The sequence below is a fragment of the Sinorhizobium terangae genome (assembly GCF_029714365.1).
Classification (GTDB): Bacteria; Pseudomonadota; Alphaproteobacteria; order Rhizobiales; family Rhizobiaceae; genus Sinorhizobium; species Sinorhizobium terangae.
The window spans coordinates 1,236,384-1,258,585 of sequence record NZ_CP121660.1 but is presented as its reverse complement, the minus strand read 5'-3'; the positions used below and the strand labels follow the sequence as shown (position 1 = coordinate 1,258,585).

The window sequence follows — 22,202 nt, the reverse complement described above, 5'->3', positions numbered from 1 at the left end:
ACGATGACTCAACCCAATCTCAAATTTTCCTTGGCGGAATATGAAGCAAGACTGCTGAAAACGCGCCAGTCGATGGAGGCGAAGGGCATCGACCTGCTGATCGTCAGCGACCCATCGAACATGGCCTGGCTGACGGGCTATGATGGCTGGTCGTTCTACGTGCACCAGGCCGTGATCGTACCGCTATCGGGCGAGCCGATCTGGTTCGGCCGCGGCCAGGACGCCAACGGTGCAAAGCTGACGGCCTATCTGAAGCACGAGAGCATCATCGGCTACCCCGACCACTACGTGCAGTCGACCGAACGCCATCCCATAGATTACCTCTCCGGCATCCTTGCCGACCGCGGCTGGGGTGCACTCAGGATCGGCGTCGAGATGGACAACTACTGGTTCTCCGCCGCCGCGTTCGCCTCGCTGCAAAAGCATCTGCCGAATGCCCGCTTCGTCGATGCGACCGCGCTCGTCAACTGGCAGCGCGCGGTCAAGAGCGAGACCGAGATCAAGTACATGCGCAACGCGGCCCGTATCGTCGAGGGCATGCATCGCCGTATCTTCGAAAAGATCGAGGTCGGCATGCGCAAATGCGATCTCGTCGCGGAGATCTATGACGCCGGCACGCGCGGGGTTGACGGGATCGGCGGCGACTACCCGGCGATCGTGCCGCTGCTGCCCTCGGGCCGCGATGCAACCGCGCCGCATCTTACCTGGGACGACAAGCCCATGAAGGCGGGTGAGGGGACCTTCTTCGAGATCGCCGGCTGCTACAATCGTTACCATGTGCCACTGTCGCGCACGGTCTTCCTCGGCAAGCCGACCCAGGCCTTTGTCGACGCGGAAAAGGCGACCCTCGAAGGAATGGAGGCGGGGCTTGCCGTCGCCAGGCCGGGCAACACCTGCGAGGACATAGCCAAGGCCTTCTTCGCGGTCCTGAAGAAATACGGCATCGTCAAGGACAACCGCACCGGCTACCCGATCGGGCTTTCCTATCCGCCGGACTGGGGTGAGCGCACCATGAGCCTGCGTCCCGGGGACAGGACGGAACTGAAACCGGGCATGACCTTCCACTTCATGACCGGGCTCTGGCTCGAGGACATGGGCTTTGAGACCACGGAAAGCATCCTCATCACAGAGACGGGCGTCGAGTGTTTCGCCAACGTGCCGCGCCAGCTCTTTATCAAGGACTAGCAACAAATGACCGAGACGATATTGCGGCCATCGCCGATCTCAGCAAGCGTCGATTTTTCGGCCGAAGGCGTCCAGCACGGCTTTCTGCGGCTGCCCTACAGCCGCGATGACTCCGCCTGGGGATCGGTGATGATCCCGATCACCGTCGTCAAGAATGGGGATGGCCCGACCGCCCTTCTGACGGGCGGCAACCACGGCGACGAGTACGAAGGGCCAATCGCGCTCTTCGATCTCGCCCGGACTTTGGAGCCGGATGAGGTGACGGGACGAGTCATTATCGTACCGGCCATGAACTATCCGGCCTTCACCGCCGGCACCCGCACGTCGCCGATCGACAAGGGCAATATGAACCGTAGCTTTCCGGGAAGGCCGGACGGCACCGTGACCCAGAAGATCGCCGACTATTTCCAGCGAGAACTCCTGCCGCTCGCGGACATCGTCCTCGACTTCCACTCGGGGGGAAAGACGCTTGATTTCCTGCCGTTCTGCGCCGCGCACATCCTGCCGGACAAGGAGCAGGAGGCAAGGGCTTTCGAATTGGTCAAGGCGTTCGGCGCGCCCTGGTCGATGAAGATGCTGGAGATCGATGCGGTCGGAATGTACGATACTGCGGCCGAAGAGATGGGCAAGGTGTTTATCACCACCGAGCTTGGCGGCGGCGGAACGGCAACCGCCAGGAGCGCCGGCATCGCCAAACGCGGCGTCAGGAACGTGCTTCGCGCCGCCGGCATTCTGAAGGGGGCAGTCGAGACATCGAGGACCGAATGGCTCGACATGCCGGACGGCGACTGCTTCTCCTTCGCGGAAGATGGAGGCCTGATCGAGCCACTCGTCGATCTAGGGGACAAGGTACGCAAGGGCGACGTGGTTGCCCGCATTTATCCCATCGGGCGCACCGGTGCCGAACCGGTCGCGATCAAGGCGAAGATGGACGGCCTGCTGGCCGCCCGGCACTTTCCAGGTCTGGTCAAGCAGGGCGACTGTGTTGCCGTCGTCGCGGTTTAGCTCACGTTCCAAGGAAGATAGTCGTGAAATCGCACATCCTTACAATTACCTGCAGGTCGACGACCGGCATCATCGCGGCAGTTTCGGGCTATCTCGCCGAAAAGGGCTGTAACATCACTGACAGCTCGCAGTTCGACGATCTCGAAACGGGTCTGTTCTTCATGCGGTTGGTCTTCATCAGCGAGGAAGGTGTCAAGCTTGACGAATTGCGGGAAGGCTTCGAACCGGTCGCGAAACGGTTCGAGATGACGGCGGAGATCCGCGATTCCGAAGAGCGCATGAAAGTGCTGTTGATGGTGTCGCGTTTCGGCCATTGCCTCAACGACCTGCTCTACCGCTGGAAGATCGGCGCACTGCCGATCGACATCGTCGGCGTCGTCTCCAACCACTTCGACTACCAGAAGGTGGTCGTCAACCACGACATTCCCTTCCACTGCATCAAGGTGACGAAGGAGAACAAACCGAAGGCCGAAGCCCAGCTGATGGAACTCGTCGAGCAGACCGGCGCCGAACTGATCGTACTGGCCCGCTACATGCAGGTCTTGTCCGACGCGCTCTGCAAGAAGATGTCGGGCCGGATCATCAACATCCATCACTCCTTCCTGCCGAGCTTCAAGGGCGCCAACCCCTACAAGCAGGCCTATGAGCGCGGCGTCAAGCTGATCGGCGCGACGGCGCATTACGTCACCGCCGATCTCGACGAAGGTCCGATCATCGAGCAGGACATCGCCCGCATCACCCATGCGCAGTCGGCCGAGGACTATGTCTCGATCGGCCGCGACGTCGAAAGCCAGGTGCTGGCCCGCGCCGTGCACGCCCACATCCACCACCGCTGCTTCATCAACGGCAACCGCGTCGTCGTCTTCCCGCCGAGCCCGGGGAGCTATGCGTCGGAGCGGATGGGGTGAGCAATAGATGAGACAGGCGTCGGATGCGGGCAGAGAGCACTGCGGCGACACGGGCAAAGACACGGCAACCGGCGCCGCCAAAGGATGTCGGAACAAGAAGCGGCGAGCTCACCCGCCGAGGGGAGCCGGCGCCGCATGATCGCCCCATCGCCAGAGGAGGGGTGCCAGGCAAATGCCGTATGTCTTAGTTTATCGCTTGCTTCATTAGACTTTAGTAGCATACCCTGGTGTTCAACGCTTTGGGAGGAGCAAGATGACGGAACGAGTAGAAGCCGAGAAGCTTTCGAACCACACCGCCACCAAGGTTTGGTCTGTCCACGAGTTTTGCCGACGGCATCGCCTATGCGATGAAGAAGAACGGCGGCTAACCCTCCTCTTTGGCGCGTTCGCCACATCCCGGGAACTGCTGCATAATGCCAAGCGGGCGCCCAAGTGGCGGTGACGGTGCGGAACGCCCGCCGGAATGAATCCCGCACCCGTCCCTGACGCAGGCTTGGTTGCAAAATGACGCTGCGCCCTGAAAGGAAAACCCGGCTCTACGGCCGGGTCAGATTTCAGAGCTTGAATACAAATATAGCCCGGATCAGTGGCCAGAGGACCGAGGTGCGGAAGATACCCGAACCTGCGCACACTGTGGTGCCGCAAGGCGAAATCGGGCTTCGTGATATCGAACTGGCACCGAAAAACACTCCGGCGATGCTCAGGCGGCACCTCTTTCCGCCGCAAACGGGTCGGTGACCATCGGCCAGATGTCGCGCCGCACGCGCCTGTAGGGCGTTTTCGCCGGATTGTTGGGGTAGGGCGTTCCGGCCGAGCAATAGAGGATCTTCGACGCAATCTTCGAGAAGGACGCGAAGAAATGGTTCGTCGATTTGACGACCAGGATCTTCTTCGACCGCGGGTCAATTCCCATCACGGAGAACAGGCTCGGGTCGAAGCTCTGTGCGCGGGTGGAATTCAGGATGATGTCGATGCCGCGATGCTGAATGTGCGCGGCGTCGCCAAAGGGCGCGAAGCTTTCTCCGAACCGCATTTCGGCGTTTCGCACCAGACTTATGACCGTGACAGTTCCGTCGATCGGATTGCCGGTACCTGGCGCGGATTTCGCGCCGAAACGCAACGGGATCTCGGCGCCTTCGCCTGCGGCCATGCAGATCTGCACGGCCATAGGGTCCCAGATGGTGCCGACGGCAGCATCGGTGACGCCATTGGCGAGCAGTTCTTCGAGCACCACGGTCGCATCACCCGCCGTACCGCCGCCGGGATTGTCCCACATGTCCGCGATCACCACCGGACCGGCGGTCGCGGCGATCGCCTCGGCGACCGCTTGGCGTTCGCCGAGTTCCGGCATCCGGAACGTGCCGCGTTTGGCGAAGAGTTCAAGCCCAAGGTCGCGGGCAAGCGCCTGGCCTTTCTCCCGGTTGCCATCGGTCACTGCTATCATCTTCGTGCCCATTTCCGGCACGTCGCCAGCCATGAAGCCATGCACGACCGAGAGCGAGAGCACGTCGGTGTCGTCTCTCTCGATCTCCATGAGCTTGTCGACGAAGCTGCGCATGGGTTCGCGCGACGTCGGAAACACGTCGATCATCCGGCAGTCGAAGACCGACATGACCGGCTTGACGCGGCCTTCGAGCGTATCGACGGCGATCCGCCACAGATCCTTGGCGCGATCGACGAAATCCGTATGCGGAAACTCCTTGAAGAAAACAAAGAAATCGGTCGCCGCGATCCGTTTCCCGGTCAGATGGCTGTGCGGGTCGAGTTCAGCGCAGAGGAGCACGTCGGGCCCGATGAGTTCGCGAATGCGCGTCAGCAGATCACCTTCAGTGTCCTCGTAGCCGTCGGCGACCATGGCGCCATGCAAACCGAGAACGACAGCATTGACGGGAAGGGCGGCCCGCAACTGATCGAGGATCTCGTCGCGCAGGCTTTCATAGGTGTGCCGGTTCACGAGACCGGCGGGGTCCGCCCAGGCAGCGGTCCCCTCGATCAGTTCCCAGCCCTTTTCGGCCGTGACCTGCCGGCCGACGGTGATCGGTGCGGTGCAAAGCGTCGGTGTCTCCGGATGGCTGCCTGGCGGCGCATAGAGCGAAGCCTCGAAGGCTCGCTTGTCGATGCAGATCGGCGAGAAGGTGTTGGTTTCGGTCGCCAAGGCCGCCGTAAAAATTCGCAATGCTGTCGCCTTTTTTCGCCTAGTTCGATCCCATCGGGTTGGGCAGGTAGCCGGTAAAGCCGCAGATCTTCCAGCGGCCTTGATGCAGCCGGCAATAATAGACCGTCTGCCATTTCATGACATCAAAGCTGCCATCGGCCTTCTTCAGGCCGCCGTCGAACTTCTTGCGCGCCAGCGCCAGCTCGCCGTTGATCTCTATGTCTTCCAAAGTGGTTGTCGCGAAGATCGCCGCGCGCGGGTCCTCGGCGAAGGATTGGCTGGCGAAGTCCTTCGCCTGGCGCAGCCATTCGTCGCGATAGGCTGCAAGCGAGGGAAAGGAGAGACGCCAATTGTCAGGGTTTTCGTCCCGCCTTCCGTCGATCCCGATGAAGCCGTGCTCGACGAAATCCTGCGCGACCAACGACCAGTCTGCAGCAAGGAAAGCGTCTATATCTCGCGTCACCAACATGTCCCAGATCGCATGTCGGGCAACATCGGAGGTGGGGAACGGATTCTGGAAGGGATCCCGCATCACTTCGCCTTGGATTGAAATTCTTTTCATAAACCAGGATTTTCTCTGGTCAAATTCCGTATTCTGTGGTGACTTGTCAACGGATAAAGAAAATAATTTGCACGAAGGTCGCTATGTCCATCAAACGTTATGGCGCGGAGCAGGCCGGCGCGGGTGGCAAGTCGCTGCCGTTTGCGCGGGCCGTCGAGGCAGACGGCTGGCTGCACGTTTCCGGTCAGGTCGCCATGGAAAACGGTGAGATCATCGACGGCAATATCGTCGCGCAGACACACAAGGCGATCGGCAATCTCCTGGCTATTCTGAAAGAGGCCGGTTACGGTGTCGAACACGTGGTGAGGGTCGGCGTGTGGCTGGACGACCCGCGTGATTTCTGGAGCTTCAATAAGATCTATCAGGAATATTTCGGCGCTCATCCTCCTGCGCGCGCCTGCGTGCAGTCTTCGATGATGGTCGACTGCAAGGTTGAAGTCGACTGCGTCGCCTACAAGCCGAAGGACGCCTGATTGTAAGGGGGTGGCGTTCGATGGATATTTTCGCGACACTGCAGGAGGAAAAGGGGCGGCTATCCCAGTCGGAGAACCGCATTGCCGATATCCTGCTCAATGATTTCGAATTTGCCGTGAACGCCTCGATCATCGAGCTTGCGGGCAAAGCCGATGTGTCGCCGCCGACGGTGACACGTTTTTGCCGGCGTCTCGGCTGCGAAAGCTTTTCCGACTTCAAGGTGCAACTCGCCCGCACCGCCTATATAGGCATGCGCTACCTGAAGCCCGAGCCGAAGAGCCAGGAACCGGCCGACGTCGCGCAGGACATCATTACCAAGGCGCAGAATGCACTCTTCCTGCTGCACCGCTCGCTTGATCTCGCCGCGATCGAAGAGACTGCGGAGCGGCTGGCCAAAGCGGAAATGATTTACGCCTTCGGTTCGGGCGGCAATTCCTCGATGATTGCCAGCGAATTGCAGAACCGCCTCTTCCGGCTCGGACTGCGCATTACTTCGAGCTCCGATCACAGCATGCAACTGATGATGGCGGCCGCGGCCAAGCCGAAGGACGTGCTGATAGGTTCGTCCCTGTCGGGGCGCAACGCGGAACTCGTGCGTGCCTTCACGCTCGCTCGCGAAGCCAGGGTTCCGACGATCGCGCTGACCCAGAGCGGCAGCCCCGTCGCGCTTGCCGCCGACATCACCGTTCCGGTCGATCTGCCGGAAGGCAACAACATCTATCGTCCGACATCCACGCGCATCGCCTATGTGGCCTTGCTTGATATCATCGCCAGCCTCGTCGCCTACCGTGTCCAACCGCAGGCGACGGCGACGCTGAGGCGCATCAAGCAGCAACTGGTGGTGCACAGGGATGGCGACGATCGCCAGCTTCTCGGAGACTGATGTGCCACAGGAGCGCCGCATGAAGAAATCCGTAGCGATCGTCACCGGAGCGGCCGGTGATATCGGCCGTGCGATCGCGCGTCGCCTGGCCGATGATCATGAGGTGGTCGTGCTTGCGGACATCGACGGCGATGCGGCGGAAAAGGTCGCACGCGACCTCGGCGCGAAGGAGCGCTTCGCAGCCATCGCCTGCGATGTCACGGATGCCGCGAGCGTCGCGTCGATGACGGCGGCGGCCGGGTCGCTCGGAGCGGTGCGCACGCTCGTCAACAATGCGGGTGCGGCACGCGCCGTCAGCCTGCATGATACGACGCCGGAAATCTGGCGCATGGACAATGCACTCAATCTCGAAGCGGCATTCCTTTGTTTCCGGGCCGTTGAGGACATGCTGAAGGAAAGCCGGGGATCGGTCGTCAACATCGCATCCGTCAACGGCATGAATGTTTTCGGGCATCCGGCCTATAGTGCCGCCAAGGCCGGCCTGCTTCACCTGACCCGGCTGATCGCGGTGGAATACGGTAAATTCGGCATCCGCGCCAATGCGGTGGCGCCCGGCACCGTGCGCACCCAGGCCTGGGAAGCGCGCGCTGCCGCCAACCCGCAGGTCTTCGAGGAGGCGAAGCGCTGGTATCCGCTGCAGCGCATCGTCAATCCGGAAGACGTCGCCAATGCCGTCCAGTTCCTGGCAGGGCCGTTGGCAGGTGCTATATCCGGCGTCTGCCTGCCGGTCGATTGCGGGCTTACCGCAGGCCAGGCGGAACTCGCACGCACCTTTTCGCAATCCATCCATTACTGACAAGCCATATCGGGAGGACGCTCATGCAGCCGGTTTGTTATCGCCTCGAATCTGCCTGGCAACCGGATGGCGGCCCGTTCGGACGCTTCACCTTCACCCTCGTCAATCTCTCTGATTCTCCACTCCGCGATTTTCGCCTCGTCTACACATCGCTGACCCGCGTCATCGATGGGGCCGCCTGCGAGAATGCCGTCTTTGTGCGCCGCAATGCCAATTTCCACGAATTCGCACCGCCAAAGGGATTTATCCTTGGCGAGGGCGAGAGCTGGACCTTTACGGTCAGCGGGCTGCACCGGCAGGCAAAACACTGCACGGACGGCGCAAAGTCCGCCTATCTGACGCTCTCAGACGAGCGGCATGTGCCAGTAGCGGTTTCCGATCTGCTGCTGGAAGGGGCTACGAGCGAGCCTCCACCGCAGCGCCTGCCGCAAGGCAAGCTCGACCTGCCCTACGCCTTGCAGCCCTGGCCGGCGAAGATCGACGTGATCCCGGGTGATGGATTCCCGGTCATTCTTTATCCGGCATCCGGGAGCAGCAAGGACGAGATCAGCGCGGTCGATACGGTGCTCGCGCTCTTTCACCGTCTCTTCCCGGGAGGCCACGCTCCGTTCACGCTCGCCTCGTCCCCACAGGGTCGCCCGATCGTCTTCGCGGAGAAGCCCGAACTTGGTCCCGAGGCCTATGCGCTGGCCTTTTCCGAGCGCGAGATCCGGCTCGAATATGGCGCCGCTGCCGGCCGGCAGTACGGGTTGACGACGCTCGCGCAGCTCCTTGACGGGTCGCGCAGGGAGGGGGGCGAGTTCCGCTTTCCCGTCTCTGGCACGATTTCGGACCAGCCCCGTTACGGCTGGCGCGGCTGCCATCTCGACGTCTCCCGCCAGTTCTATCCGACCGCCGACGTCATGCGGCTCATCGATATTCTCGCCTGGTTCAAGCTCAACATCTTCCACTGGCATCTGACCGACGACGAAGCCTGGCGGCTGGAGATCAAGGCCTATCCCACGCTGACGACGCTTGGCGTGCTGCGCGGGCCGGACGAGCCGATGCTGCCGCAGCTTGGCAACGGCGCCGAACCGGTGGGCGGCTTCTACAGCCAGGAGGAGGTGAGGGCGATCGTCGCCCATGCCGGCGCGCTCAGTATCGAGGTCGTACCGGAGATCGACATTCCGGGCCATAGTACGGCCGCGCTCGTCGCCCTGCCGGAACTCGCCGATGGGCAGGAGGCCCCGGAAAGCTATCATTCGGTCCAGGGTTACCCCAACAATGCGCTGAACCCGGCCATTCCGCTGACATACGAATTCCTCGAAAAGGTCTTCGACGAAATGGTCGAGCTCTTCCCGAGCCAGTACATCCATGTGGGCGGCGACGAGGTGGCCAATGGTTCGTGGCTGGCGTCGCCATTGGCGCGCAAGCTCATGGAACGGGAGGGCATTTCCGGGACCTTTGCGTTGCAGTCCTACTTCCTCAAAAAGGTGAAGCAGATGCTGACGGCGCGCGGCCGCAAGCTCGTCGGCTGGAACGAGGTCGCCCATGGCGGCGGCGTCGGCACCGAGGGCACGCTGTTGATGGCTTGGGAGAACCCCAAGGTCGGGATCGAGCTGGCCCGCGAAGGTTACGATGTCGTGATGACGCCGGGACAGGCCTACTACCTCGACATGGCGCAGGCCGAAGCCTTCCAGGAGCCGGGAGCAAGCTGGGCCGGCACGGCAACACCTGCACACACCTATGCCTATGAAGCGGAAGGCGAATTTCCGGAAGAGCTGAAGCATCGCATGAAGGGCGTGCAGGCCTGCATCTGGTCGGAGCATTTCCTCTCGCGCGGTTATTTCAATCGTCTTGTCTTCCCGCGTCTCCCCGCCATCGCTGAGGCGGCCTGGACGCCAAAGGCGCAAAAGGACTGGCCGCGTTTCGCTGCGATCGCCCCTCTGAGCCCGATTTTGTGAGTCTGAAGCCATGCGGATCGCCGTCGGTGGAATCCATACGGAGTGCAGCACCTATTCGCCCGTCTTGATGACGGGCGAGGACTTCCGGGTGCTGAGGGGAGCGGAGCTCCTGAAAGCGGACTATTTCAGCTTTCTCGAGGCTGACGGCTTTGAGCATGTCCCGCTCCTTCATGCACGGGCCGTGCCCGGCGGTCCCGTTTCGCGCGCGGCTTACGACGCCTTCAAGACGGAATTCCTCGAGCGGCTGAGTGCTGCTCTGCCGCTCGACGGGCTCTATCTCGCGATGCACGGGGCGATCAAGGTCGACGGTATGGACGACGCCGAAGGTGACTGGATTTCCGCCGCGCGCGCCGTTGTCGGGTCGGATTGCCCGATCGCAACCAGCTATGATCTCCACGGCAATGTCAGCCAGAAGATCATCGATGAGATCGACATCTTTGCCGGCTACCGCACCGCGCCGCACATCGATACACGCGAGACAATGGTCCGGGCCTGGTCAATGCTGGTGGAGGCCCTGCGCACGGGAACGCGCCCAGGCGTCGCCTGGGCGCCCGTGCCGCTACTGCTGCCCGGGGAATGCACGTCGACGGAGGATGAACCTGCGAGCAGCCTTTACCGGCGGCTGCCGGACTTCGATCAGCGTCCCGGTATTCTCGACGCCAACCTGATGGTCGGCTACGTGTGGGCGGACGAACCGCGGGCGACCGCTTGCGCGGTGGTGACCGGATCGGACAAGGCGGCCGCCTCGAAAGCGGTGGAAGAAATCGCCACAAGCTACTGGAATGAGCGGGAGAATTTCCGTTTCGGTCCGGTCACGGGGCCGCTCGAAGCGATGCTCGACATTGCCGAGAAGACGGCAATGAGGCCCGTCATCCTCGCCGATTCCGGGGACAACCCCACCGGAGGCGGCGTCGGCGACCGAGCCGACGTGCTGAAGGCGCTTCTTGCACGAGGCTGGCAGGACGCGCTGGTCGCCGGCATTGCCGACTGGCCGGCCGTCGAAGCCTGTTTCGAGGCCGGCGAAGGCGCGACGCTGGCTTTGAGGCTCGGCGGCAGCCTCGACCCGTCGAGCCCTGTGGCCGACGTGACGGCCACTGTCGTGCGGTTGGACGATCCGGGTCCGATTGCCGAGCGCCAGGCGGTCGTGAAAATCGGCGGGATCCAGGTGGTGCTGTCGGCGCGCCGGCGTCCTTACCACAACATAGAGGACTTCCGTCGCCTTGGCCTCGATCCGAGCACCGTAGGCCTGCTCGTCGTCAAATCCGGTTATCTTTCGCCGGAGCTTGCGCCGATTGCCAATCCCAACCTGATGGCGCTCACCGACGGTGTCGTCAATCAGGACATCAAAAATCTCGCGAGCGAACGCCGCCAGCGGCCGGTGTTCCCGTTCGACCGCGATTTCGATTTCGAGCCAAAGGCGCGCTTCTCGGCTCGCTGGACCTGAGCAACCCCAGCCTTCCTGCTACGACCGCCCCATCTTGGGGCGGTCTCCTCATAAGACTTCGCACTTCGCGGATCCACCCATGTCTTCCTCGCTTCTCTTCGCCATGCGCAACCCGGTTATCCGGGCGAGTGTGCTTGCCATCTTTCTCTTCGGCTTCTCGGGCGCTGCGACCTCGCCCTATCAGTCGGTGGTCGGGATTGCCGAGCTTGGCTTGAGCGACGGGTTCTATTCCGCGCTGATCTTCATTGCGGCGCTAGTCAATGTCACCTTCAGCGTCACCGTCGGCATCGTCGCCGACCGCGTCGGCAATTACCGGACGCTGATGTTGGCGGTCATCCTCTCTGGCGCTGTCGGCTACGGCCTGGTCTACGCGCTGCCGACAAAAACGAGCTTCGTCATTGCCATGTTGTTGCTGCTGCCCGTCCACGGCGCACTCAACTCGCTCCTGTTCGCCAATGTCCGCACCGCGGCGAACGGCATGGGCGGCAAGGATGCGGCAGCGGTCAATTCCGGCGTGAGGGCGGCTATATCGCTGTCGTGGGTTCTCGTTCCGGGGCTGGTCGGCTTCGTGCTGTCGGCGCGCGGCAGCATGCTGCCTGCCTACCTGCTGGCGAGTCTCGGCTGTATTGGCAATCTGCTGCTGGTCTTTTTCCTGCTGCCCGCCCGAAACGGGGTCGATCCGATCCTGAGCAAGCGGCTTTCTTATCTCGCATCTTTCGCGGAGATTCTCTCGCCGCGTGTTCTTGCCCGGCTTGTCGCCGTGGCACTCATCTGCTCCACGCTGCATGTCAACGCGGCCGTGTTGCCGTTGATCGTGACCGGTGCAGCCGGCGGCTCGGCCACCGATATCGGCATCGTCGTCGGTGTTGTGGCGCTGCTGGAGGTAATCTTCATTCTGGTCTGGGGGCGGATCCAGTATCGCCTCAGCCACATCGACGCGCTTGCGCTCGGAACGGCAATCTACGTGGTCTATATGGCGCTGCTCGGCTTTTCGTCCCGGCCCTGGCATGTCTATGCGTTGACACCCATCAGCGGCTTCGGGGCGGCAGCGCTGATCAGCATCCCGATCACCTATCTGCAAGACCTGATAGCCGACCGTCCAGGGCTTGGAAGCTCGTTGATTGCGGTGAACATCTTTTTGGGCGGGGCGCTCAGCGCGGCGCTTTTCGCGCTCGGCACCCGCATCAGCGACTATTCCGGAACAGCGCTGCTTGGTGCGGCTGCGGGGATTGCAGGCTGTGCCCTGCTCTTGTTCCTAGACGGAGCCCGTCGCAGGGCGGTTTCGGTATCGTAGCAAAGAGAAGAGCGGGAGGCCGCCCGGCGGCCTCCCGCGTTCTTCGTCAGTTCCCGAGAATGCCGGGCAGGCGCAGGCCCTTTTCCTTGGCGCAGTCGAGCGCAATGTCGTAGCCGGCGTCGGCATGGCGCATGACGCCGGTCGCCGGATCGTTCCACAGTACACGTTCGATCCGCCGGTCGGCGTCCTCGCTGCCGTCGCAGCAGATGACGACGCCCGAATGCTGCGAGAAGCCCATGCCGACGCCGCCACCGTGGTGGAGCGAGACCCAGGTCGCGCCGGACGCCGTGTTCAAGAGTGCATTGAGGAGCGGCCAGTCGGAAACGGCATCGGAACCATCCTTCATCGCTTCCGTCTCGCGGTTCGGCGAAGCGACGGAGCCGGAATCGAGGTGGTCGCGACCGATGACGATTGGAGCGCTGAGTTCGCCTTTGCGAACCATTTCGTTGAAGGCAAGGCCGAGGCGGTGACGGTCTCCGAGACCGACCCAGCAGATGCGCGCCGGCAAGCCCTGGTAGGCAATGCGCTCCTTGGCCATGTCCAGCCAGTTGTGCAGGTGCTTATTTTCCGGCAGCAATTCCTTCACCTTCGCGTCGGTCTTGCGGATGTCCTCCGGGTCGCCCGACAGTGCTGCCCAGCGGAACGGGCCAATGCCGCGGCAGAAGAGCGGGCGGATATAGGCCGGCACGAAGCCCGGAAAGGCAAAGGCGTTTTCAAGACCCTCGTCCTTGGCCATCTGGCGGATGTTGTTGCCGTAGTCGAAGGTGGGGACGCCCATGTTCTGGAAGGCGATCATCGCCTCGACGTGCTCGCGCATCGATGCGCGTGCGGCCCTTTCCACGGCCTTCGGGTCGCTGACGCGCTTGTCCTTCCACTGGCCCATCGTCCAGCCCTTCGGCAGATAGCCGTTGACCGGATCGTGGGCGGAGGTCTGGTCGGTGACCATGTCGGGCCGAATGCCGCGGCGAACCATTTCGGGGAGGATTTCCGCGGTGTTGCCGAGCAGGCCGACGGATTTTGCTTCGCCCGCCCTGGTCCAGCGATCGATCATCTCCATCGCTTCGTCCAGCGTCTCGGCCTTGGCGTCGAGGTAGCGGGTGCGCAGGCGGAAATCGATCGAGTCCGGATTGCATTCGACGGCAAGGCAGCAGGCGCCGGCCATGACCGCGGCGAGCGGCTGTGCGCCGCCCATGCCGCCGAGGCCGCCGGTCAGCACCCACTTGCCCTTGAGGTCGCCGCCGTAGTGCTGGCGGCCGGCCTCGACGAAGGTCTCGTAGGTTCCCTGGACGATGCCCTGCGAGCCGATATAGATCCACGAGCCGGCGGTCATCTGGCCGTACATGGCGAGACCCTTCTTATCCAGCTCGTTGAAATGGTCCCAGGTCGCCCAGTGCGGCACGAGGTTGGAGTTGGCGATCAGCACGCGCGGTGCGTCCTTGTGGGTGCGGAAGACGCCAACCGGCTTGCCGGACTGGACGAGCAGCGTTTCGTCCTCGTTGAGATCCTTGAGCGTCGCGACGATCCGGTCGAAATCCGCCCACGTACGGGCGGCGCGACCGATGCCGCCATAGACGACGAGTTCGTGCGGGTTCTCGGCAACATCCGGGTCGAGATTGTTCATCAGCATGCGCATTGGTGCCTCGGTCAGCCAGCTCTTGGCGCTGAGCTCGGTGCCACGCGGGCTGCGCACCTCGCGGATATTGTGGCGCGGGTTATTCACGTTCATGCCTCACTCCCTGTCAGTTTGAGGGCGAATGCCATTGTTTCGATGCGTTTCAGGATGGCCTTGAGATGGGTGCGAAGGCGTTCGGCCTTGGCGGGATCCAGCGCGAAGGGCGGCGCTTCCGTTGCCAAATGCGTGGACTGGGCAAGCTCCATCTGGATCGCGTGGACACCCGTTTCGGGTCGGCCATAGTGGCGGGTGGTCCAGCCGCCCTTGAAGCGCCCGTTCAGGATGCTGGTGTAACCCTCTGCCGAAGCGGCGATTTTTGCCGTTGCCTTCTCTATTTCGGCGGCACAGGTCTTACCCATGTCCGTGCCGATATTGAAGTCGGGAAGCTTGCCTTCGAAGAGGAACGGAATATGCGAGCGGATTGAGTGGCAGTCGTAGAGAACCGCCACGCCATGGATCGCCTTGACGCGCTCGATCTCGGCGGCGAGCGCCGCGTGATAGGGAGCATGGAAATCGCGAAGGCGCGTCGCAATATCAGCCCCCGTCGGTGCCTCACCATCCTTCCAGATAGACACACCGTCGAAGTCGGTTTCCGGCACGAGACCGGTGGTGTTCTGACCGGGATAGAGGCTCACGCCTTCCGGGTCGCGGTTGGCGTCGATGACGTATCGGTGGAAGGTCGCGCGCACGGTCGTGGCTCCCGGCAGAAGCCCTTCGTAGAGCTCGTGGATGTGCCAGTCCGTGTCGGCGAGGATGCGGCCGTTGTCGTTGAGCCGTTCCCAGATCGGCGCGGGCACGTCGGTGCCCGTGTGGGGAAAGCCAAGGATGACGGGGGAGGTGCCCCGATGGACTTCGAAAACGGCCATGTCAGAGATCCAGCTTCGGAAGAATGCCAGCGGAGACGGCGGCGTTGAGCGCGCCAGATGCGACCAGTTCGCCGGCCGCCTTGAGATCGTCGGCCATGTAGCGGTCCTCTTCGATCGTCAGCGACACGCTGCGTACGGCAGCCACTGCCTTCGACAGTTCCGCGCTCGTCGTCAGCGGCGCCCGGAACTCGACCCCCTGGACGGCCGTCAGGGCCTCGATGCCGATGATAGAGAACAGGTTGTCGGTCATCTGCAGCAGGCGGCGCGCACCGTGGCAAGCCATCGACACGTGGTCTTCCTGGTTGGCGGATGTCGGCGTCGAGTCGACCGAAGCCGGATGCGCGAGTTGCTTGTTTTCCGACATCAGCGCGGCGGAGGTGACCTCCGCGATCATCAGGCCCGAATTGAGCCCGGGCTTTTTGGCCAGGAACGCCGGCAGGCCGTAGCTCAGCGCCGGATCGACGAGAAGCGCGATGCGGCGCTGCGCGATCGCGCCGATTTCGCAAACCGCAAGCGCGATCTGGTCGGCGGCAAAGGCCACCGGTTCGGCGTGGAAATTGCCGCCCGAGACGACAGAGTTGTCCGAAAGCACCAGCGGATTGTCGGTGACGGCGTTGGCCTCGATCGTGAGCGATGCGGCGACAGAGCGCAAGAGGTCGAGGCAGGCGCCGTCGACCTGTGGCTGGCAGCGGATGCAGTAGGGATCCTGCACCCGTTCGTCGCCCTCGATGTGGCTCTGCCGGATCACGGATCCTTCGAGCAACTGGCGAAGGGCGGCGGCCGTGTCGATCTGGCCCCGATGGCCGCGCAGCGTATGGATATCGGGATGGAAGGGCGCGGACGACCCCATTGCGGCATCGGTCGAAAGTGCACCGGTAATGAGCGCCGCCTGCGCGGCGCGATGGGCACGGAAGAGACCGGCGAGCGCCAGAGCGGTGGACGCCTGCGTGCCATTGATCAGGGCGAGGCCTTCCTTGGCGGCGAGCCTCACGGGCGTAAGACCGGCCTTTTCAAGCGCGGCTGCGCCCGGCATGCGCTCACCATCGAAGAACGCTTCTCCGTGGCCCATCATCACGGCCGCCATGTGCGCAAGCGGAGCAAGGTCGCCGGAGGCGCCGACCGACCCCTTTTCCGGGATCAGCGGGATTACGCTCCGTTCCTGCATCGCCTCGATCAGGCGGACGACCTCGAGCCGGACGCCCGAAGCGCCGCGGCCGAGCGAGACCAGCTTCAGCGCCATGATCAGCCGGACGATGTTTTCCGGCAGCGGCGCCCCCACACCGCAGCAATGCGACAGGATGAGGTTGCGCTGCAGCGTCGTGACGTCGGCGCTGTCGATCTTGATCGAGGCAAGCTTACCGAAGCCGGTGTTGATGCCGTAAACCGGCGCATTGCCGGCTGCGATTTCGGCGATGCGGGCAGCGCCCTTGGCAATGGCGGCGTCGAAGGCGGGATCGAGGCGGGCCGGTTCCCGGGTCCAGTAGATCGTCTCCAGATCCTTGAGCGGAACGGAGCCTGGCTTAAGTACGATGGTCATTGGCCGATTCTTTCGCCTCCAAAGATGCGCTGATGCAGCGGATTGAAGCCTATCCGATAGATAAGTTCGGCAGGCTCATCGATGTTCCAGATCGCGAGGTCCGCGGATTTGCCGACCTCGATCGTGCCGGTCTTGTCGAGAATTCCGAGCGCGCGTGCGGCTTCGCGCGTGACACCCGCGAGGCATTCGTCAACGGTCAGCCGGAAGAGCGTCGCCGACATGTTCATGGTCAGAAGCACCGAAGTCAGCGGAGAAGTGCCCGGATTGCAGTCCGTCGCAATGGCGATGCGCGCGCCTGCATCACGCAGGACTTGAACCGGCGGCAACTGCCTTTCCCGAAGCGTATAGAATGCACCAGGCAAAAGCACGGCGACGGTTCCGGCCTTTGCCATGGCCGCAGCGCCTTCCGCATCGAGATATTCAAGATGGTCGGCCGAAAGCGCGCCGTATGAAGCCGCGAGCTTGGCGCCGCCGAGATCCGAAAGCTGCTCGGCGTGGAGCTTGACCGGCAGGCCTAGCGCCTTCGCGGCGTCGAAGACTCGGGCGATCTCGTCGGGTGAGAAGGCGATGCCTTCGCAGAAGCCGTCAACGGCGTCGACGAGGCCCTCGGCATGGGCGCTCTTGAGGCCCGGCAGCACGACATCGGCGATATAGTCGCCGTTGCGCCCTTTATATTCGGGAGGCGTCGCATGCGCGGCGAGATAGCTCGTGACGATGCGCACGGGGCGCAATTCTTGCAGGCGGCGCGCGGCCCGCAGCATCTTCAGTTCGGCCTCGATGTTCAGGCCATAGCCCGACTTCACCTCGACCGTCGCGACCCCCTCGCCAAGCAGCGTGTCGAGCCTCGGAAGTGCTGCTTCCACCAGTTCTTCGACCGACAGGGCATTGGTCGCCTTCACCGTCGAGGCGATGCCACCGCCGGCGCGCGCGATTTCCTCGTACGTGGCACCTTCGAGCCGCAGCTGGAATTCACGTGCGCGGTTGCCGCCGTGGACGATATGGGTGTGGCAATCGATGAGGGCCGGCGTGATCCAGCGGCGTTCACAATCGATTACCTGGTCGGCTCGGGCAATGTCCAGGGGCAGGTCTTGTTCTGTGCCGACGTAGACGATCCGGTCGCCGCGGGTGGCGATGGCACCTCTCTCGATGACGCCGAGCGGCCCCATATCCTCGCGAAGCGTTGCAATGCGCGCATTGCGCCAGAGGCTTGTATTGCCTGAGCTTGGGTTGCTGTTTTCGTCCATGGGTTACCGCCCTTCTTCTGCGATAATGTATAGACATATTATTGCCAATGACAAGCGAAAATTCACCGCGTTATGGCAAGAGGCGGCCGGGTCGGCGTGATACCAGAGAACATAGGGTGATCTTGCGACATGGAAGGGCCGGGCTGCAGGCGCCCGAGATCCGAGGCTTCAGTCGGCATTGTTGTCAGCGGCGCAGTGTGCTGCTGTCGCTAGGTGGAGTTGTGCCGTTCAGGGCGCGGCGACCTTGGCGGTCGCCTTATTGTCCGCACCGTCTATCCGGAACACGTCCACAGTGTAGGGAGGACAGGTCGCTCGACGGTGCAGCACTGTCGCGATCAGCCGGCACGCCTTCCGGATTCAGATCGCGCATGCCGTAAGCCTGTTTGCATCCCTTGGAGGCGGAGGGCGTCGAAGAACTCGGCCGGAGCGTATTTGGAACGGTTAATCGGCTGGGTTTGCGATTGGCGAAATTGGACCAGCCTCAGTGCTCCCACCGGGCGTCGCCGCCTGTGATGAGTCGGCCGGCGCGGACCGGCTCTCGTGCTACGCGCCGGCTTCACTACAGCGCCGCGCGTCCAATCGGACGCGCAAAGGTCGCTGTAGCACTTTGATTTGCTGCATGATCTTATCCTTAAATCGATTCCGATTTAACGAATCATGCAGTAAGGGATCTATTCCGCCAGGCTCGCCGCGAAGCGCCGCCGGTAGGAGCGCAGGCCCGCGTAGAGCGTGGCAAGGGCGGCCACCGGAAACAGTGCCGCGAAGAAGCCGAGATTGGCTGCGGCCGTGTTTTCCAGCACCCGCCCGCCGAGCGCGGTGCCGCTGGCGATGCCGAGATAGATCGCCGAGGCGTTGAGCGACAGCGTCAGATGTGCCACCTCCGGCGCGAAGGCGACGATGCGACTGGCCTGTGCCGGCGGAAACGCCCAGCCGATGATGCCCCAGGGCACCATGATGCCGATCAGCAGCAGGCCGGCGAGGCTGCGTGGCAGGAGGTGCAGCCCAAAGGCAATCGCCAGCGACACCACCAGTGCCGACATCAGCGAAAGCACCACCATGCGCGTCGCGCCGATCCGGTCGGCCAAATAGCCGCTGGAAAGATTGCCGATCACCGCGCCCACGCCGAAAGCAAGCAACAGGCCCGGCAGCGCCATTTTCGAAAGTCCGGCCCCGTCGATCGCCAGCGGCGCGAGGTAGGAGATGATCATGAATCCGCCCGCAAGGTAGAGATAGGTCACCATCAGCGACGAGGCTACGCCGGGGAGACCGACGGCGCTGAAGCGCTCGGCAAGCGTCAGCTTCATTCCGCTGAGACTCCGCGGCAGGCGCAGCCACAGCACGGTGGCGCAAGCGAGCCCGAGCAGGGCGACCGCCTCGAATGTGCCACGCCAGCCCCAGAAAGCCGCGATCAGCGCGCCGAGGGGCGCGCCCAGCGCCACTGCGAATGTGGTGCCGCCCACCACGATCGAGATTGCAAGCGCGCGGTGCTCCGAGCCGGCCAGCGAAACCGCCGTCGCCTGGGCTGTGGCAGCAAACAGTCCGCTCGCCATTCCCATCACGATCTGGGCGAGCAGCAGCGTGGTGAACGAGACGCTCGTCGCAGCGATCCCGTTGCCGACCACGAAGGCAAGCATCGCAGCCACAAGCAGCCGCCGACGGTCAGCCGTCCCGGCCAGCGCCGAAAGCAGCGGCGCGCCGACGGCGTAGGAAAGCGAGAACACAGTGATGAGGTGCCCCGCATGAGGGATCGTCGTGTGGGTGTCGGCTGCAATCGATGGCAGCAGGCTCGAAAAAACGAAGCCGACCGTGCTCATCGTGAAAGAGCCGACAGCGAGCCAGATGAGGCGCTTGTCCATTGGGGATCCTTTGTTCAAAAGATGTTGAACTATTGAACATGACCGGTCGCCGTGTCAATATGCCTTCCTATCGATCCTTTGTGAGCGACAGCCCGCCGCGTTGAACTGCCGTGCTGGCGCAGCTATCTTCGAACCATGACATTACCCCATCCCACCGCCGAACAGATCACCCTTTCCAACGTGCTCGGCGCGCTCGGTGACCCGACGCGGCTGGCGATCGTGGGCTATCTCGCGCGCCGCGAGGGGCGGCCGACCATGTGCCTGAGCTTCACCGATTTCGGCTCCAAGACCAATATCAGCTACCACCTGGCCAAGCTGCGCGAGGCGGGCATCACCCGCATGGAAGTCTCCGGCACGAGCCGGCTGGTGACGCTTCGGCGCGACGACCTTGACAGCCGCTTTCCAGGTCTTCTCGATTCCATCATCGCCGCTGCGGTCGACATGCCCATGGTGAAGAAGATCGAGGACGCCACCGAGGAGGCGCTGACGCAAGGCGAGCCGTGATAGCAATGTCCGCCGGGGCATCGGACCTGTTGGCCCCGACAAAGCTGTAGGTGGGCGACGTCTGTTGCCTGTCAATGGGTGCAGCGCAAAAAGGACCCCGGACTGTTTGGTCCGGGGTCCCTCGTAAACGTTCCGATCCTTCGTTCTTGCTCAGGCTGGATGATGCAATGCCGCGCAATGCCGCTCGACGAGCGCGACGAAGCGCTGCCCGGCGACGTCGAGCCGGCCGCTATTGTCGATCACCGTGACGTCGGGTCCGGCGATAATGTCGGGCGTCTGCCGCGTGAGCCGGCGCAACACGTCTTCCTCGCTCTCGCGGCCGCGCTCGGCCAGGCGCTTCGCCAGCACCGCCGGGTCTGCAGTCACCAGCGCGACGGCGATGGTGCCGAAGGCCTCGCGAATGGCGGGGAGGGCGGCGCGGCTGCCGTTGACGATCGCCGTCATGCCGCTTGCGACCCTGTCGGCGATCTCGACCGGAACGCCGTAGCTCAAGCCATGGGCCTGCCACGAAACGGCAAAGGCGCCGCTTCGGCTCATGTCCTCGAATTCCGCGGTTGAGACGCTTTCATGCACTTCACTGCCGGCATCCGATGGACGCGTGATCACGCGCCGCACGAAGAGGATATCCGGGCGATACGCGAAATGGCGCGCGGCGAAGCCCATGACGCTGTCCTTGCCTGCCCCGCTCGGGCCGACGACGACGATGAGCCCTCCGCGCCCCTGTCCGACCGCCGTCATGCGACACGCCGTCCTTCGCGCCAGACGGAGCGAACAACTGGAATGCCTTGAGGACGGTGGACGCGGGCGATATCGGCGCGCAGCCCGACGGCGATCCGGCCGCGATCGTCGAGACCGACGGTGCGCGCCGGCGTCGCTGTTACCATGGCGATCGCCCGCGGCAGGTCGATTGCCTCGACGTCGTCGGCCAGAATGAAAGGCGCATGGATGAGGCTGAAGGGGACATAGTCGGACGAAAGCACATCGAGAACGCCGCGCTCGGCGAGATCGCGGGCGGCGATGTTGCCAGAATGCGACTTGCCGCGCACGATATTGGGCGCGCCCATCAGCACGCTCAATCCGGCGCGATGCGAGGCTTCCGCCGCCTCGAAGCTCGTCGGGAATTCCGCCAGACGGATGCCGTAGCCGATCGATTCCTCGACATGCGCGACCGTCGCATCGTCATGGCTGGCAATGGTTATGCCCCGTTCGGCGCACGCCTTTGCCAGCGCCGTGCGATGAGGCGCGGCGTAACGCGCGGAAAGCGCCTGCTGACGCTCGACGAACTCGGCGAAAGCCTCGTCCGAAAGGCCGCGCTTCGTCTTGTAGTAGAGCGTGTACTGATCCATCGTCTGGAACTGACGCTGCCCTGGAGCATGATCCATCAGCGAGACGAGGCGGACCTGCGGGTCGTTCTGAAAATCCTCGTAATGATCGAGGACGTCGGAAGTCGAAACTTCGCAACGCAGGTGGATGAGGTGGTCGGCGCGCAGGCGTCCTTCCTCCTTGGCCTGCGCCAAGGCATCCGCCATGCTGCGCATCTCGCCCTTCTGGAAGCCGCCGTCCTCGTCCGAACCCAGGCGCAGGCAGTCAAAGACGGTGGTGATTCCGGAGGTGACGACCTGGGCGTCATGGGCCTGGATCGCCGCGATCTTCAGCCAACGCACGCCCGGGCGCGGAGAGTAATGCGCCTCCAGATGGTCGGTGTGAAGTTCGATCAGGCCGGGCAGCAGGTAGTCGCCTTCGAAATCTTCGCCCGTGCTGCTGGCCCCTTCGGAAATATCGGCGATACGGCCGTCGCGGATGAGGACGGAACCGTTGACGATCCTGTCCTCGAGAACGATGCGGGCGTTGCTCAATACCTGTTCTTTGCTCAT

At 63.1% G+C, this 22,202-nt stretch carries 20 protein-coding genes; 11 read left to right on the top strand and 9 right to left on the bottom strand.

Features of this window, described 5'->3' with window-relative positions:
* Positions 1-3 precede the first annotated feature (3 nt).
* The 4 genes from doeA to QA637_RS24520 all read left to right on the top strand — a co-directional run bounded on the left by doeA (position 4) and on the right by QA637_RS24520 (position 3,540).
* Positions 4-1,185: an ectoine hydrolase DoeA gene (gene doeA / locus QA637_RS24535; RefSeq protein ID WP_283065269.1), complete on the top strand. Its 1,182-nt coding sequence runs from the start codon at positions 4-6 to the stop codon at positions 1,183-1,185.
* 6 nt (positions 1,186-1,191) lie between these two features.
* Positions 1,192-2,190, top strand: a complete 999-nt coding sequence (gene doeB, locus QA637_RS24530) for a N(2)-acetyl-L-2,4-diaminobutanoate deacetylase DoeB (protein ID WP_283065267.1) — start codon at positions 1,192-1,194, stop codon at positions 2,188-2,190.
* A 23-nt stretch (positions 2,191-2,213) separates the two neighbouring features.
* Complete coding sequence (gene purU, locus QA637_RS24525) at positions 2,214-3,098, top strand: formyltetrahydrofolate deformylase (protein WP_283065265.1); 885 nt, start codon at positions 2,214-2,216, stop codon at positions 3,096-3,098.
* A gap of 253 nt (positions 3,099-3,351) precedes the next feature.
* Positions 3,352-3,540: a hypothetical protein gene (locus QA637_RS24520; RefSeq protein WP_167528163.1), complete on the top strand. Its 189-nt coding sequence runs from the start codon at positions 3,352-3,354 to the stop codon at positions 3,538-3,540.
* Between the two features lie 258 nt (positions 3,541-3,798).
* On the opposite strand, the gene QA637_RS24515 is transcribed toward QA637_RS24520, so the two are convergent.
* A complete protein-coding gene (locus QA637_RS24515) occupies positions 3,799-5,274 on the bottom strand; it encodes a M81 family metallopeptidase (RefSeq protein WP_283065263.1) in 1,476 nt (491 codons plus the stop codon).
* 19 nt (positions 5,275-5,293) lie between these two features.
* Entirely contained in the window at positions 5,294-5,785 is a 492-nt protein-coding gene (locus QA637_RS24510; RefSeq protein ID WP_346283788.1) for a hypothetical protein, read from the bottom strand.
* Between the two features lie 113 nt (positions 5,786-5,898).
* On the opposite strand from QA637_RS24510, the gene QA637_RS24505 reads away from it, so the two are divergent.
* The 6 genes from QA637_RS24505 (at position 5,899) to QA637_RS24480 (ending at position 12,649) form a co-directional block, all read left to right on the top strand.
* The gene (locus tag QA637_RS24505; RefSeq protein ID WP_283065259.1) at positions 5,899-6,288 is read left to right on the top strand and encodes a RidA family protein; all 390 of its coding nucleotides are present in this window, start codon (positions 5,899-5,901) and stop codon (positions 6,286-6,288) included.
* Between the two features lie 20 nt (positions 6,289-6,308).
* Positions 6,309-7,172 carry a MurR/RpiR family transcriptional regulator gene (locus QA637_RS24500; protein ID WP_153437396.1) on the top strand — a complete coding sequence of 288 codons (864 nt, stop codon included), beginning with the start codon at positions 6,309-6,311 and terminating at the stop codon, positions 7,170-7,172.
* A 19-nt stretch (positions 7,173-7,191) separates the two neighbouring features.
* Positions 7,192-7,968 (top strand): SDR family oxidoreductase, encoded by a 777-nt coding sequence (locus tag QA637_RS24495; protein WP_283065257.1) that lies wholly within the window; start codon positions 7,192-7,194, stop codon positions 7,966-7,968.
* A gap of 23 nt (positions 7,969-7,991) precedes the next feature.
* On the top strand, positions 7,992-9,911 hold the full coding sequence (locus tag QA637_RS24490) for a beta-N-acetylhexosaminidase (protein WP_283065255.1): 1,920 nt from the start codon (positions 7,992-7,994) through the stop codon (positions 9,909-9,911).
* Positions 9,912-9,921: 10 nt separating this feature from the next.
* Complete coding sequence (locus QA637_RS24485; protein WP_283065253.1) at positions 9,922-11,355, top strand: M81 family metallopeptidase; 1,434 nt, start codon at positions 9,922-9,924, stop codon at positions 11,353-11,355.
* Positions 11,356-11,434: 79 nt separating this feature from the next.
* The gene (locus tag QA637_RS24480; protein ID WP_283065251.1) at positions 11,435-12,649 is read left to right on the top strand and encodes an MFS transporter; all 1,215 of its coding nucleotides are present in this window, start codon (positions 11,435-11,437) and stop codon (positions 12,647-12,649) included.
* Between the two features lie 46 nt (positions 12,650-12,695).
* Here the strand turns inward: QA637_RS24480 and hutU are convergent, their stop codons facing one another.
* The 5 genes from hutU to QA637_RS24455 form a co-directional block, all read right to left on the bottom strand.
* Positions 12,696-14,369 carry a urocanate hydratase gene (gene hutU, locus QA637_RS24475; protein WP_283067333.1) on the bottom strand — a complete coding sequence of 558 codons (1,674 nt, stop codon included), beginning with the start codon at positions 14,367-14,369 and terminating at the stop codon, positions 12,696-12,698.
* A 2-nt stretch (positions 14,370-14,371) separates the two neighbouring features.
* Positions 14,372-15,187 (bottom strand): N-formylglutamate deformylase, encoded by an 816-nt coding sequence (gene hutG / locus QA637_RS24470; protein ID WP_153437402.1) that lies wholly within the window; start codon positions 15,185-15,187, stop codon positions 14,372-14,374.
* Position 15,188: 1 nt separating this feature from the next.
* A complete protein-coding gene (gene hutH, locus QA637_RS24465) occupies positions 15,189-16,724 on the bottom strand; it encodes a histidine ammonia-lyase (RefSeq protein ID WP_283065248.1) in 1,536 nt (511 codons plus the stop codon).
* A complete protein-coding gene (gene hutI / locus QA637_RS24460) occupies positions 16,721-17,968 on the bottom strand; it encodes an imidazolonepropionase (RefSeq protein ID WP_283065246.1) in 1,248 nt (415 codons plus the stop codon). Before hutI ends, hutH begins: the two co-directional genes overlap by 4 nt.
* Positions 17,969-18,639: 671 nt before the next feature.
* A complete protein-coding gene (locus QA637_RS24455) occupies positions 18,640-19,824 on the bottom strand; it encodes an MFS transporter (protein ID WP_283065244.1) in 1,185 nt (394 codons plus the stop codon).
* 135 nt (positions 19,825-19,959) lie between these two features.
* Between QA637_RS24455 and QA637_RS24450 the strand changes: the two genes are divergently transcribed.
* Complete coding sequence (locus QA637_RS24450; protein ID WP_283065242.1) at positions 19,960-20,328, top strand: ArsR/SmtB family transcription factor; 369 nt, start codon at positions 19,960-19,962, stop codon at positions 20,326-20,328.
* A gap of 150 nt (positions 20,329-20,478) precedes the next feature.
* On the opposite strand, the gene phnN is transcribed toward QA637_RS24450, so the two are convergent.
* Positions 20,479-21,066, bottom strand: a complete 588-nt coding sequence (phnN, locus tag QA637_RS24445; protein ID WP_283065240.1) for a phosphonate metabolism protein/1,5-bisphosphokinase (PRPP-forming) PhnN — start codon at positions 21,064-21,066, stop codon at positions 20,479-20,481.
* Complete coding sequence (locus QA637_RS24440) at positions 21,063-22,202, bottom strand: alpha-D-ribose 1-methylphosphonate 5-triphosphate diphosphatase (protein WP_153437408.1); 1,140 nt, start codon at positions 22,200-22,202, stop codon at positions 21,063-21,065. The genes phnN and QA637_RS24440 overlap by 4 nt, the downstream gene beginning before the upstream one ends.